The sequence below is a fragment of the Sorangium sp. So ce204 genome, assembly GCF_051526795.1.
GTDB lineage: Bacteria > Myxococcota_A > Polyangia > Polyangiales > Polyangiaceae > Sorangium > Sorangium cellulosum_B.
In genome coordinates this window covers 2,561,697-2,574,670 of the sequence record NZ_CP150317.1, presented here as the reverse complement: position 1 = coordinate 2,574,670, position 12,974 = coordinate 2,561,697, and the positions used below count along the sequence as shown (strand labels likewise).

General features: G+C 65.3%; 11 protein-coding genes. All 11 read right to left on the bottom strand.

Features of this window, described 5'->3' with window-relative positions:
- Positions 1-22: 22 nt before the first annotated feature.
- Positions 23-511, bottom strand: coding sequence for a MarR family winged helix-turn-helix transcriptional regulator (locus WMF22_RS09760; RefSeq protein ID WP_437716672.1), 489 nt, complete (start codon positions 509-511; stop codon positions 23-25).
- A 50-nt stretch (positions 512-561) separates the two neighbouring features.
- Entirely contained in the window at positions 562-1,932 is a 1,371-nt protein-coding gene (locus tag WMF22_RS09755; protein WP_438035541.1) for an STAS domain-containing protein, read from the bottom strand.
- A gap of 34 nt (positions 1,933-1,966) precedes the next feature.
- On the bottom strand, positions 1,967-2,377 hold the full coding sequence (locus tag WMF22_RS09750) for a hypothetical protein (protein ID WP_012234416.1): 411 nt from the start codon (positions 2,375-2,377) through the stop codon (positions 1,967-1,969).
- A 34-nt stretch (positions 2,378-2,411) separates the two neighbouring features.
- Entirely contained in the window at positions 2,412-2,903 is a 492-nt protein-coding gene (locus WMF22_RS09745) for an ATP-binding protein (protein ID WP_231864758.1), read from the bottom strand.
- On the bottom strand, positions 2,903-3,892 hold the full coding sequence (locus WMF22_RS09740; protein WP_044964406.1) for a PP2C family protein-serine/threonine phosphatase: 990 nt from the start codon (positions 3,890-3,892) through the stop codon (positions 2,903-2,905). The genes WMF22_RS09745 and WMF22_RS09740 overlap by 1 nt, the downstream gene beginning before the upstream one ends.
- Positions 3,893-3,940: 48 nt before the next feature.
- Positions 3,941-4,858: a slr1658 superfamily regulator gene (locus tag WMF22_RS09735; protein WP_012234413.1), complete on the bottom strand. Its 918-nt coding sequence runs from the start codon at positions 4,856-4,858 to the stop codon at positions 3,941-3,943.
- Between the two features lie 24 nt (positions 4,859-4,882).
- Positions 4,883-7,267 carry a SpoIIE family protein phosphatase gene (locus WMF22_RS09730; protein ID WP_437298818.1) on the bottom strand — a complete coding sequence of 795 codons (2,385 nt, stop codon included), beginning with the start codon at positions 7,265-7,267 and terminating at the stop codon, positions 4,883-4,885.
- 84 nt (positions 7,268-7,351) lie between these two features.
- Positions 7,352-8,515, bottom strand: a complete 1,164-nt coding sequence (locus WMF22_RS09725) for a methyltransferase domain-containing protein (RefSeq protein WP_437298817.1) — start codon at positions 8,513-8,515, stop codon at positions 7,352-7,354.
- Between the two features lie 71 nt (positions 8,516-8,586).
- Positions 8,587-9,144, bottom strand: coding sequence for a hypothetical protein (locus WMF22_RS09720; RefSeq protein ID WP_437298816.1), 558 nt, complete (start codon positions 9,142-9,144; stop codon positions 8,587-8,589).
- A gap of 1,051 nt (positions 9,145-10,195) precedes the next feature.
- Entirely contained in the window at positions 10,196-11,413 is a 1,218-nt protein-coding gene (locus WMF22_RS09715; protein WP_438035540.1) for a tetratricopeptide repeat protein, read from the bottom strand.
- Complete coding sequence (locus tag WMF22_RS09710; protein ID WP_437298814.1) at positions 11,410-12,972, bottom strand: SpoVR family protein; 1,563 nt, start codon at positions 12,970-12,972, stop codon at positions 11,410-11,412. The genes WMF22_RS09715 and WMF22_RS09710 overlap by 4 nt, the downstream gene beginning before the upstream one ends.
- Positions 12,973-12,974: the final 2 nt, after the last annotated feature.

The window sequence follows — 12,974 nt, the reverse complement described above, 5'->3', positions numbered from 1 at the left end:
CCCCTGCCTCCCTTTCGCGTCTTCAGCGCCGTCGCTCTTCTTCTGTCCGGCTCTGTCCGACCCGCGAGACCACCTGTTTCTGCAGCTTCGTCAGGATCCGGAGCAGATCGCGCAGATCGGTCGGGCTCAAGCTCAGCAGCGCGCTGCGGAAGATCTCCATCGGTTCGACCTGGATCTCGCGGGCGAGCCGCGCCCCCTTCTCGCTGAGCCGGATGTGGACGACGCGCCGGTCGGCCTTCGAGCGTTCGCGGCGGACGAGCCCCTCTCGCTCCATGCGATCGACGATCCCGGTCACCGTGCTGTTCTGCGCCCGGATGCGCTCCGACAGCGTGGACAGCGAGAGATCCTGGAACGACTCGAGCAGCTTGAGGATGGTGAGCTGTGGCCCGGTGAGGCCGAATCCGCTCGCCATGCCCTTCGTGAGCCTGCGCGACTCCGTGTAGAGATAGATGATCATCTCCACGATGGCGTCGATCTCCGGCCTCTCGGGCGGCGGCAGGGTCGCTGTCACGATGCTTCGTGTACGAAATATTCGCTCCCCGGGGGAGGTGCAACCTGGATCTACCGCCGTCCCCGCCGCCGCTTCTCCGATCCCCGGTCTGCCCGGAGCTCCCGGATGCACCACCTCAGCGCCTCCTGGAGGTCCCGGTGCACCTGGACGGACGACAGCTCGACGCCCAGCGACGAGGCCGTCTGCGCCACCTGCGGCTGGACCCCGGCCACGACCCCTTGCGCGCCGAGCAGCTCGATCGTCTGGAGCATGCTGATGAGGTGCTGCGCCGTCGTGGAGTCGACCTCTTCGACCCCCGTCACCTCGACGATCGCGTAGCGCGACTTCGTCTCGACGATCGTGCGCAGCAGCTTCTCCGTGATCTCTGTCGCCCGGTGGCGATCGATGCTGCCGACGAGCGGCAGCACGAGCACGCTGTCCGAGACCTGGATGATCGGCGTCGACAGCGTCTCGATCGCGGACTCCTGCCGCGAGATCACCGCGCGCATCGACTCCTGCTGCTCGACCACCGCGCGGAGCGACTCCTCGGCGCGCATGCGCTCCAGCGTGATCGCGAACATCTCGCCGATGACCTGGAGCAGCGCCCGGACGCTCTTGTCCCACGCGCGCGTCGATCGCACCGCGTCGAGCCCCACGACGCCCACGAGCCGCCCCGCGTACGCTGCAGGCATCCGGACGAGCGAGGCGATCCCGAGCTCCGTGAAGGCCCGCCGCTCGCTCGCTGCCTCCTCCGGCAGATCGGCCACGCGCGGCACGTCGCACACCTCGAGGCGGAACAGCCGCTCGACGAGCCACGGATACACGTCCCTGGACACGACTCCCCGCTCCGCGCGCAGCGACGACACCCCGTCGGCGCACCACTCGTGCGTGTTCAGGAACCTCCGCCCGTCCTCCGCGAGGAGGAACAGGCTCGTCCTGTCGGCGCAGAGCGCCTTGCCGAGCTCCGCGAGCGCCGAGTGGAAGCCGCGGTCGACGTCCGAAAGCTTCACGTTGATGAAATGGGCCGAGATCGACGCGACAAGCATCTTGGTCTCGATCCGCTGCATCAGCGCCCGCTCGAGGCGCTTCTGCTTGCCCACGTTGCGCGCCCACCCGTACACGAGCCCCTCGCTCGGCACCGAGAGCATCGACCACGACAGCCAGACGTAGAGGCCGCTCCTGCTCCTGCACCGGTTCTCCAGCCCGAGCGTGACGGGCCCCTGGCGGAGCCGATCCATCTGCTCCCTGGTCGCGACGACGTCGTCCTGGTGCACGAGATCGAGGAGGCTCCGGCCGACGAGATCCTCGGTCCCGAGGCCGAGCGTCCGCTCCCAGGCGCCGCTCACCCGCAAAAACGATCCATCGCTCCGCAGAACACACAGCGGATCGGGACAGACAGCGAAGAACCTCTCTACGTCCGCTTCGTTCGCAGGTGTGTCCATCGCCGGTCGCCTTCCCCAGCCCACACCCCCGCGCTTAGGTCTCCTTGACGTCCTCGAACGTCGTCCGCGCGGCCACGTGCTCCTCGTTCAGGTTGAGCAGGATGGGCAGCGTCTCGTGCTGCCAGTCATCGTCGAGGATCCGCCGCACGGTCACCCGGCCGGGCACCAGGTTGTACACGGCGTCCACGATATCCATGATGACGTAGAAGCCGTTCGAGTTGCAGAACCGCATCTTCACGAAATCCATCACCGTGGACGTGATCGGGTGCTGCGGGAGGACTCGGGCCAGCTCGTCCAGGTAGCTCGACAGGTACCGGTACGGGTTGTCGATCCGGATAGCGCCCTCGAAGGTCAAGACGAGGCGGTTGTCGTCATCGAGCCGGGCGACCGACTGAAAGACGCTCAGCCCGCCATCCGTGATTTCTCCATAGCTGAGAGCCTTCATACGCGACCTTTCGTGGAAAACATACGCAGCCTTTTCAAGGGAAAGTAGCCTGGACGACGAGGATTCCATCGACGTACTGCGTCGAGAGATGGAATTTGTTCTCGGCGGTCAACCGAATGAGCCCTAGACCGCCCCTGCGTCGATCGTTGCGCCGCTCGCGCACCGTCCTGGCAAAGAGCTCTCTCGGGTCCTCCGCGGCGAAGATCTCGTCGAATACCGCCTTGACGGTCCGGTACTCTTCCGGCGTAACGCGGTTGGATACCTTGATGAGCAATCGATCCGGATCGATGCTCAGATCGAGCCGCACCTCGCTCTCACGCTCGGTCCCGTGCTGGAGCACGTTGGTGACCAGCTCCGTGACCACCACGTTGACCTTCTGGCAGATCCGTCTGGGATAGAACCTCACCAGAAGCGCGTCCAAAAAGTTCGCAAGCAGGCCGGCCACGTCGCCCGTGATGTGATCGATCGGAGATATATATATCGATGCACCGACCGACGTCTGCGAATGATTCTTCTCGGGCTTCATCAGGCGCACCTTCGCAGGATGATCAGTGTGATGTCGTCGGCGTCCGCCACCCGGAACCGCGTGTAGTCCTCGATGCACCGGTCGAGGATCACCTGCACCGGTTCCTCGCTGTGCTTGACGACGATTTCGTTGAGACGTTGCACGGAATATATCTCCCCGCTCGCGTCCTGCGCCTCGAACATCCCGTCTGTGTACAAGGCGAGGACGTCATCCTCCTCGAACGGCAGCTCGAACTCGTGAAATGGCTTGATGCGCAGACCGATGAAGTTGCTCACCCGGTTGAACGAGCGAGGCGTACCGCGACGGACCAGGAGCCCGTACCCTCCGCCCGAGACGTAGCGGAGGAATCGGTCAGTAAACATGACGAAGTTCACCGTCGCGTACCGGCGAACCTCCCGGAGGAACGAGTAGGCGCTCCGGTTCACCCAGTCCACGATCGCCCCAGGGCTATCGAGCCGCTTGGTAGCGTGGGCGAACTGCGCCTTCAGAAACGCCATGATGAGCGCCGACGATACTCCGTGACCTGAGATATCGTAAACACCTATCGCGTGGCGCTCGCCGGGGAGGTAGAAGAAGTCGTAGTAGTCTCCTCCGACCTGGGCGAGCTGCTTGTGGAAGATGGCCATGTCGAACGAGGAGGCGATGGCCCCGCTCGCCTCCGGAAGGAGGGCGCGCTGGACCTGCCGCGCCACCGCGAGGTCGTCGTCGATGGCCCGGTTGTACCCTTCGAGCTCGTTCTCGATGCTGGTCGCGTGCTCCAGGATCGCCTCGTGCACCAGGGAGAGGTCGTCGAAGTCGAGCTTCAGCTTGTCGACGTACTCCAAGAGCGCGCTGCAACGCTCCATGAAGTCTGTGAAGTTCCCCTCCTCGCGGAGCAACGTGTTCCACGCTTGCCGCTCCTTCACGATCGCCCTGATGGCATCCAGATTGCTCTGCTTCTGTAGGAAGCCTCTGGAGTGCATCGAGCTGATGTCCTTGGGTGCAGTCATGGCTCGACCTGGACGCGATTCGGGTTGGACGGAAGAACCCATCCGATCTCAATCACAGAGTATCATCTCGAAGTTCTGATTGAACTTCTTGAGGTTGGGCAGCGACTTCCCCTGCCACGGGATGGACTTCGACCCGCGGACGATGAGCTGGAGCTCGCCCTTCTTCCTGGTGGCGATCGCGAACTTGTAGAGGACGTTGATCCCGGAGCTGTTCAGGAAGTTCAGCGCCCTGACGTCGAGTGTGATGGTGGGAGGGTTCGTGGCCAGGACCTTGTCGAGCAGCTCCTCGATCGGGGCGTACTCGGTGGTGCCGCCAAGACGAAGGATTCCTTCCAGGTACACCACCACCTCAGAGGGATCGTACCAAACCCGGTAGTTACCACCTTTGATTTCCATTCTCGACCTTTCATTCAAAATAGGAATCCTGGCCATCGTCTTGATGCTGAAGCTGTTGACCGAGATCGGGTCCAGCTTCCAGCCAAGACTGACACCGTAATCATTCATGATGATGAGATACCCGAGCCCCGACCCGGCGTTCTCCGCGTCTTCGGCGTTCGCCTCCGCCTGCCGACGCAGGAGCTCCCCAGGGTCCTCCTGTGTGAGCTCTAGGAGCTTCTCACGAAGCGAGGGGACGGCGGCGTTCGTGATCTGGTTGCTGACGAGGCACACCAGGTCCTCACGCCCGATACCCACGGTCACCGTGATGTCACCGTGCTGATTGAACTTGACGGCGTTCTCAACCAGTTCGTTCAGCACGTACCCGATGGCGCCTGAGACCTCGTCTCGGCTGATGAGCCTGTCCTCGCCGTCTATCTCCGGAAAGAGCTCGCCGAAGTACTCGGCCATGAAATTGGCCGTCAGGTTACAAAGGCTCCATCTCACCGCGAACGAGTCGGGGTACAACGTCAGCGACATGTGTTCGCTGAACGAATCGTCTAAAGAGTAGACGCCGATGATTTCGCTCATGGTAATGCCCAGTCTCCCCCTTGCTCATACCCTCTTAATGACAAGTACAGTAATGTCATCATGGATTTTGTTGTAGCCTACGTGCGCCAAGACGTCCTCGATGATAGCGTCCTTGATCTCCCGCGAGGTTCTTTCGTGGTTCCGCGAGATCACCTGACACAGACGGTCGATTCCGTACTGCTCCTCTGAAGAGTCCTCCGCCTCGGTGATGCCGTCGCTGAAGAGCGTCACGACGTCCCCGGCCTCCAGCTTCACCTCGATGCTACCGATGAAATCGCTGATATCCAGGTCGATGCCTATCGGCAACCCGAGCCCCATGGTCTCGACACGATCGAGGGTCCCGTCCTTCCGGACGATGATGAGATCCTCGTGCTGACCGGTGAGCTGGAGCTCGCCGTCGCTGTAGTCGAGCAGGGTCAAGGACAGGTTCTTGTCCGATCGGATGCGCTGGATGTTCTGGTAGATGACCTTGTTGACGATGCTCAGGAACTTCTTCGGATCCCGCTCGTTGGCCGCGAGCAGCGTCCGGACGGCCGTCTGGACCATCAGCATCAAGACGCCGCTCTCCAGCCCGTGGCCGGTGACGTCGCCGATGCCGATCTTGACGAGCCCGTCGCTCCGGAGCACGTCGTAGTAGTCCCCGCCGACCTCGTCGGCAGGGGCCATGTAGCCCGCGATGTCGAGGCCCGGGATCTCCTGGAGCTCGCTCGGCGCGGGGAGCACCATGAGCTGGAGCTGCCGCGCGACGTTCAGCTCGGCGCCGAGCCGGATGTTCTCCTGGGCGAGCTTCGCGTTCAGCTCGCTGATCTCCTCGTTCGCCTTCTCGAGGGCCCTCGTCCGCTCGCCGACGAGCTCCTCGAGGTTGTTCGTGTAGGCCTCGATCTCGCTCGCCATCTCGTTGAACGCGACGCCGAGCTGCCCGATCTCGTCCGCGGAGTTCACGTCGATGCGAACGCCGTAATCGCCCTCGCGCATCCGCGTCGCGCCGGTCGAGAGCGCGACCAGGGCGCCCGTCATCTTGCGGGAGATCAGGTAGACGCCCAGCATGAGCACGAGGAACGAGGCGATCGTGATGAGGACCTGGGTCCCGACGATCACCGTCCTGCTCTTCTCGATGCTCTTCTGCGCCGCGAGGAGCGAGGCGTACATCTCCTTCTTCGGGACGACGAAGCCCATCGTCCACCGCTCCTTGGCCACGCGCGCGTCCGGCCCGGCCCAGCCGTTCACCGGCGCGAGCCGCTGGAGGGCGATGATGTACGTCTCGCCCGATATCACCATCTCCCGGTAGTCGACTTTATCATCGTTCGGAAGGACGATGCCAGAGACCCCCGGGTCCTCGCTGTCCTTGAAGAACCGCTGCAGCATGCCGACGCCGGAGTTCTGACCGGCGCCCGCGTCCGTGCGCAGCCGCAGCGTCTTCGCGCCGAGCTCGTTGACCGCGAAGACGTTCCCGTCCGCCTGCGCCAGGAAGGCGAAGCCCGCGGTGGCCAGCTTGACGTCCTTGATCGACTCGATGAGCTGCGCGAGCGTGAGATCGAGCCCGACGGACCCCACGAAGCTCTTGCGGTCCTTCGCCCAGAGCGGGTGGAACGCCGTCATCACGATGCCGCCGCCCGCCGCGTCGTCGTACGGCGCCGTGACCGTGGTCTGATCCGGGTGCGCGCCCAGCCCGGCCGGGTCCTTCGCCCACTCGTTCCAGCTCTCGGCGATGCCGGGGAAGAAGAACTTGTACCACCCCTGGTCGTTGTGCCCCGGATACAGCTTGTCGAACGTCGACGCCAGCTCCGTGTACGGCGTCAGCCGCACATACGGCTTGTCCTCAGGGCCGACGTAATAGATCTGAAGCTTGTCGGCGCCGTACTTGCCGAACGCGGGCATGATCAGGTCGAGAAACGCCGTCTCGTCGACGGCCCGCTGGACCTCGGGCAGGATCGTCCCGTCCTTCCCCATGTAGCCCCAGACGCTGACGACGCTCGGCTCGCTAGGATCGTTCTGGTACCAGTTCCCCTTCGGGTTGTACTTCATCTGATCGCGGAAATACGGGAAGTCGGCGGCCGTCCGCAGGAACGGGGCGACGTCCTCCTCGCGATCGATCACGATCTGCAAGACGCCGGCGAGGGTCTGGAGATCCCTGTACGCCTCGCCGAGCCTGAGGTTGACGTGAGTGGCCTTGTCCTCCAGGTGATTGGTGAGGTACTCGCGGTTCGCCGAGTTGAGGCCCGCCTCGATCTCGGCGGCGGCCTCGCTGCTCAGCCGGTGGATGCCTTGCCGCCCGACGACGACGTTCCACACGGCGCCGAGCAGGACGCTCACGCCCGTCACGAAGATGATCTTGGTGCTGAACTTCCTGAACCTGAAGAGCAGGCTCTGAGGCCGCTGTTCGCCAGAGTTCCGAGGTTGAACGCTCACGGCTGGCAATCTCCTAACGGCACGGCCCTGGGCCACTCGATCGGCATCACGACGCGGCGGAGCATGACGACCCGGTCTCTCCCCTCACATGACCCGCATCGGCTTGCGGCCCGAGCCGGCGTAGATCGGCCACGAGGCGAGGCCGTGCGGGTGCGTGATCGCCGCCATGTGAGCGCGAAGCCCGGTGCTCAGCTCGGCGTGGTAGTCCGGCGGGGCGCCGGCGGTCCGGGCCATGTTGGCGGTCACCGAGATCCAGCACTCGACGACGCGCGCGAAGTCGAAGCAGTCCGTGTTCATGTTGTTGATGTCGATCAGGTTGACGCGGATGTCCTCGAGGCCCGCCTCTCCCATGATCTGCCGCGTCTTTATCCCCGTATCGAGATCCATCCCGATCGACCTGCCGAGCTCGACGAACCGCTTGTAGGTCGCGCGGATGAGGTCCTGCTCCGGATAGCCGTACGCGCACGACAGGAGCTCGTTCGTGATGTAGATCCGGCCGCCCGGCTTGCAGATGCGATAGAGCTCCTGCATGATGCGCTCGGGCTGCGGAAAGACCTGGAGAGACAGACGGCAAGACACGAAGTCGAACGAGTTGTCCGGCAGGAGCAGCGCCGCGGCGTCGCCGTACTGATACTCGACGTTCTCCAGCCCGAGCCGCCGCACGTGGTCCTGCGCGTAGCGGAGCGCGGGCCGGGAGTGATCGACCCCGACGACGTGCTCCGGCTTGAACTCCTTCTGGAGCAAGATCGCGAAGTCGCCGAAGCCGCACGCGATGTCGGCGATCTTCATCCCCGGGTAGAGGCCGTGGTTCGTCAGCCCCGTCTTCTCGTGCTCCCAGATGATGCGCTCCTGGAGGCGGAGGACGTCGATGAACTCGGCATCTTCGAGCATCCCCTGGCTCGGGTAGAACGCGACGTCGTAGATCTCGACGGAGACGCTCGAGTAGATCTCCGCGATGACCTGGAACTTGCGGATCGCCCAGGGGATGACGCTGGAGATGATCAGCCTGATCTTCAGGTTCGGACGAGCCTCGACGGCCCAACGGACAAACCTGTTTATCTCCAGGAATGCCACGTTGTTCATGTACTTGAGCCGCTTGAAGTCCAGGCAGAGCTCGCCGCTCGCGTTCTTGGCCGCGGTCTCCAGCGTGCCGCGGATGGCCCTCATCTGATCGGCACCGAACGGCCGCAGCATGCCCGAGAGCGCAACCTCCTGGTCGGTCTGGTCGACGCGCATGCTGAAGGTCACCTGCGAGCGCCACGAAGGGAGGCCGCTCGCAGACGAGGGCGGTACGGCGGATTCGCGACCGATCGGAGCTGTCATAGTTCTTCTACCTCAGTGAACGGGAACTGAATCGCCAGAAGGAGCCAGTCCCCGTTCGTGGGTTCGGAGATACTGAGCTTCGAGCCGTAGACGACCGCGAGTTCGAGCAGCCCGAGCGCCTGAGCGTCATCATCCGGAACGTCGTGCTCGAGCTGCTCTCGATACCAGGCCATCGGATCCGGCTGATTGGCCAGCTGGACAGCGTGGTTGTAGAACTTGGCGCTCTGCTCGTTGATCGGGACCTCCGCCTCGACGAGGATGTGGTTCTGCTTCTTGCGGAACCGCATCTTGATCTCGCCGGTGGAGCCGTGATTCCGGTATATCGCTTCCAGCAATTCGTTGAAGAACGTCGAGAGCAAGGTCGCGTGGCGCTCGGGGTCATCCTCATTGGCGCTCGCGTACCTCGCGAGGAAATTGGCTAGCTGATGACAGTGGTTCCACCGTTTACTGAAGCCACCGACCGAGAAGTTCGCGGAAATGACCATGCCGTCCGCCGGTAACGCGGGCGGCGGTCGCAAGGTCGGAGCTATGTCGGCCTGCTTGGAAACGGACATCAAAGCCTCGGGGGTTGGTTGACAAGTGAGGCACGAACGAGGTTACCCGGGTTCGGGGTGCCCCGTCGAGTGCATCGCGAGGTTTCCAGCGAGCGCCATCCGGGCCTTCACGCGGCAGAAACGTCAGCGACCGCCCGGCCGGTTGCACCAGGCATGCCACCGCGCCGCATACTTTCTGTGATACAGCTCGCATTTATCGACGATCACTGGTCCCATGACCAGGTGAACCGATGTAGGGCGCCGCCTGCTGGTCGGCGGCTCCGTTCGGTCGTTGCGCGCTTATCCGGGTGAAACGGGCTCCGCTTGCCTCAGCACGCGATGTTCGTGGGTCACCACGACAGGCAGACATTTTGTCCACAGAGCACCCGCGCCGGCGGCGCCATTTGTAATTCGCTACACATGTGCTCCCCGCCGCCTCGGCGGGGCGCACGGTCGTTGACCATCAGACCATTTGGAGCAGCAGAAGAGAGGTAATCGAAAGTGCGTCGCTGCTGTCAACCCCTTCCTGCGCGCGGCGGAGGTGCGCTCAGACATCGTGTGGTCCGGCGAGTCGCCGCGGGAGTGCGAGGAGATCCGTGCGCCCACCTACCACGTGGCCCATCGCGCGCCGGGGCCGAGTGCGTCTCTCGGGCGCGGATTCGGTATGCGGCCCTCTCGCGCGGGAGTCGGCGTCTCGAGGCAGCTCCGCGACGAGCCCCACGCCGGGCGAGCGCTCGCGGCTGGCGCCGGGTGTCGTCAGGCGTCCGGGAGCGCGTCGCAACATCGATGGTCCCGCAGCCCTCGTCCTGCGGCTGGGCGCCGCTCGACCGAGCACCCTCACCTTCGCCGCGAGCGGCGCGAGCTGCGCAAGCGGTGCGAGCGGCGAAAAACGCGCGAGGCCGGACATGGCAACGATTGATCTTGACAATCATCCATGCGGGCCGCCCGAGTTCGCCGTCGCGCTGTCCGGCGCTGCAGCGCGCCGCCTCCCGAGCGCACCGCGCGGCGGGCGCCTGATCGCGGGCTCGCGCCGCACAGCGCCGCTGTAGCGCGCGCGACCGGCGCCTCGGCATCACCGCGGCGGAGCGCCGCGCCGCTCGATGGCGTCGAGCTCGTCCATCACCGCCTTCACGCGCGGATCCGTGGGGTCGACGGCGCGCGCCTTCTCGTACGCTGCGCGCGCGTCCTTCAGCTGGCCCGACTGCGCAAGGGCGTTGCCGAGGTTGATCCAGGCGCTCCCGAGCTTGTCGTCGAGCTTGAGCGCCTCGCGGTAGAGCGCGGTCGCCTTCTGCGAGTCGCCGCGGAGGTGGTGCGCATACCCGAGGTTCGATCGGTAGGTGGCGCGCGCCGGATCGCGCGCCACGGCCGCCTCGAGGTGCGGAACGGCGCGCGCGGGATCGTTCGCGGCGAGGAGCGCCGTCCCGAGGTCGTTCTGCAGCCGCGCGTCCGCTGGCGAGAGCCTCGCGGCGCGCTCGTAAGCGCGGATCGCGTCGGACGTCCTCCCTGCGGCCAGGAGCGCTGTCCCGAGGTTCGCCTGCCGCTCCGCGTCCCCGGGGGCGAGCTCCGCCGCCCGCGTCAGCTCACGGACAGCGTCCTGCAGGTCGCCGAGCGCGAGGTGCGCGACGCCGAGCGCGGAGTGCGCCTCGGCGTCGCTCGGGGCGAGCTCCGCGGCACGTGTCAGCTCACCGAGCGCCGCGTCGGCCCGGCCGAGGACGAGGAGCGCGCGGCCGAGCTCGAGGTGCGCGAGCGCGTGGTCGGGCTCGAGCGTCACCGCGCGCTTCAGCTCCGGGAGCGCGGCGAGCAGCGTCCTGTCGCCCGGCGCCCCGTTGTAGTCGGTGGACACGCCTGCCCTGGCGATCGCCGCGCGCTGGGCGCCGACGATCGCCGCCGCGTCCTTCTTGTCGAGCCGCGCGGCCGCGCGATAGGCCCTCTCGGCAGCGGCGAAATCGCCGCTCGCATAGGCGGCGTCGCCCTCTTCGAGCTTCCTGTCCGCCGGCGTGCCGGTGCCGCGCGCGACGCGCGGAGGAGGGCTCGCCGCCGCGGCCTCGCTTGTGGACGGCGCGTCGAGCGGGACGCCCGAGCCGACCGGCGCGCCCGCCGCGCCCGGGGCAGCGCCGCTCCCCGGAGGCGGCGCGGGCGCCGTGTTCGCCGTCGGATCGAGCCGGGCAGGCGGCGCAGGGGCCTCCGCCGAGGGTCGCGGCGCCGGCGAGCGCGACGCCGGCGCCGCCGGGGCGCAGCCGGCGAGCGCGAGCAGGACGCCGAGCCGGCGGATCGCTCCGCAGGCGCTCACAGCTTGTACGGGGTCATCGCGTGCTCCTTGCCGTCGTACCGGAGCAGCACAGGCTTGTTATCCATCTTCGTCGCCACGCCGACCGGCCGCTTCCAGCACCGGACGAGCGCCACGAGCGTCTCGCGCGCGTAGTCGGCGCGAAGGTCGAAGCCGCCGTGCACGTGCTCGAGCAGGAGCTCTCCCCGGTTGCCATAGTTGGCGTCGACGACACGGATGTACGGGTCGCCGAAGTTCGTCAGCTGGAAGAGGAGCTTCTCCTTCACCTCCTTGAACTCGCGGCTCTCGATCTCGAACCTGTCGTTCCGCCCCGAGAAGCCGAACGTGTACATCTTCTGCTCGATCACGAACTCCGGCGTCAGGAACTCGTCGATGAAGGTCACGTCGTTGTAGAGCGCGCGCACCTGGAAGATCTTCTCGCGGCCGAGGCCAAGCCGCATGTCCCACGTGCGCTTCGCGTCGAGGTCCGCGCACTCCTCCCACTCGCGGCCGAAGCGGCCCTTGTTCCATCGCTCCTCGATGTAGCGATAGAGCTCCACGCCGACCTTGTAGGGGTTGAAGCGCCCCGGCGCCGTCGCCATGACACCGGCGTTGTTCTCGGCGTAGTCGATGATCTCCGACGCATCGAGGACCTTCTCGGTCATCATCTTCGAGTGCCAGTACGAGGCCCACCCCTCGTTCATGATCTTCGTCTGGCGCTGCGGGACGAAGTAGTAGGTCTCCTCGCGGATGATCTCGAGCACGTCGCGCTCCCACCGATCGAGCGGCGCGTGGTCGATCAGGAACTTGAGCACGTCGCGCTCCGGGCGCTCCGGCACCTTGCGCTCCGGCTTCTTCTGGTCCTGCCGCTTCTTCCGCTGCGCCGCGAGGATCTCCTCCGGGTTGATGAAGGAGTCCATGTACTCCTTGGCCCGGAGCTTGTAGGTGTCCATCGGCTCCTCCGTGGGCTCCTCGTCCTCCTTGACCACAGGACGGCCGGTGAACGGGGCCCACGGGTCGATCAGGTTCTCGAGCGAGAGGCAGTGGTCGACGAACGCCTCGACCTTGTTGATGCCGTAGCGCTCGATGTGGCGCGACACGCGCGCGCCGTGGTTCGCCATCTTGTCGATCCACTTGCGGTCCGGATCGTAGGCGTCGCTCTTCCGCACCGGGTCGAGGATCGGGCCGCGATGGTCGAGATCGGTGGACCGGAAGCAGAAGTTGTTCTTGAAGAAGTCGACGTGCGCGTACACGTGCGCCATGACGAGCTTCTGGTCGGTGAGCGAGTTGCCCTCGAGGAGGTAGGCGTACGAAGGGTTGTTGTTGATGACCATCTCGTAGATCTTCGAGAGGCCATACTCGTAGCTCTTCGAGAGCTGCTCGTACTCCATGCCGAACCGCCAGTGCGGGTAGCGGCTCGGGAAGCCGCCGTACGCGGCGATCTCGTTCATCTGATCGTACGTCAGCATCTCGAAGATGACGGGGAAGAAGTCGAGCCCGTAGTCCCGGGCGATCTTCTCGATGCGCTCCTTCTCGGTGCGCAGGTAGCGGGGAAGCGCGGTGTTCAGGGCGAACTTGCTCATAC

What these genes read in the sequence shown, in the direction of transcription:
- WMF22_RS09755 (WP_438035541.1), bottom strand. Translation starts at nt 1,932, where the DNA reads ATGGACACACCTGCGAACGAAGCGGACGTAGAGAGGTTCTTCGCTGTC.
- WMF22_RS09750 (WP_012234416.1), bottom strand. Translation starts at nt 2,377, where the DNA reads ATGAAGGCTCTCAGCTATGGAGAAATCACGGATGGCGGGCTGAGCGTC.
- WMF22_RS09745 (WP_231864758.1), bottom strand. Translation starts at nt 2,903, where the DNA reads ATGAAGCCCGAGAAGAATCATTCGCAGACGTCGGTCGGTGCATCGATA.
- WMF22_RS09740 (WP_044964406.1), bottom strand. Translation starts at nt 3,892, where the DNA reads ATGACTGCACCCAAGGACATCAGCTCGATGCACTCCAGAGGCTTCCTA.
- WMF22_RS09735 (WP_012234413.1), bottom strand. Translation starts at nt 4,858, where the DNA reads ATGAGCGAAATCATCGGCGTCTACTCTTTAGACGATTCGTTCAGCGAA.
- WMF22_RS09720 (WP_437298816.1), bottom strand. Translation starts at nt 9,144, where the DNA reads ATGTCCGTTTCCAAGCAGGCCGACATAGCTCCGACCTTGCGACCGCCG.
- WMF22_RS09710 (WP_437298814.1), bottom strand. Translation starts at nt 12,972, where the DNA reads ATGAGCAAGTTCGCCCTGAACACCGCGCTTCCCCGCTACCTGCGCACC.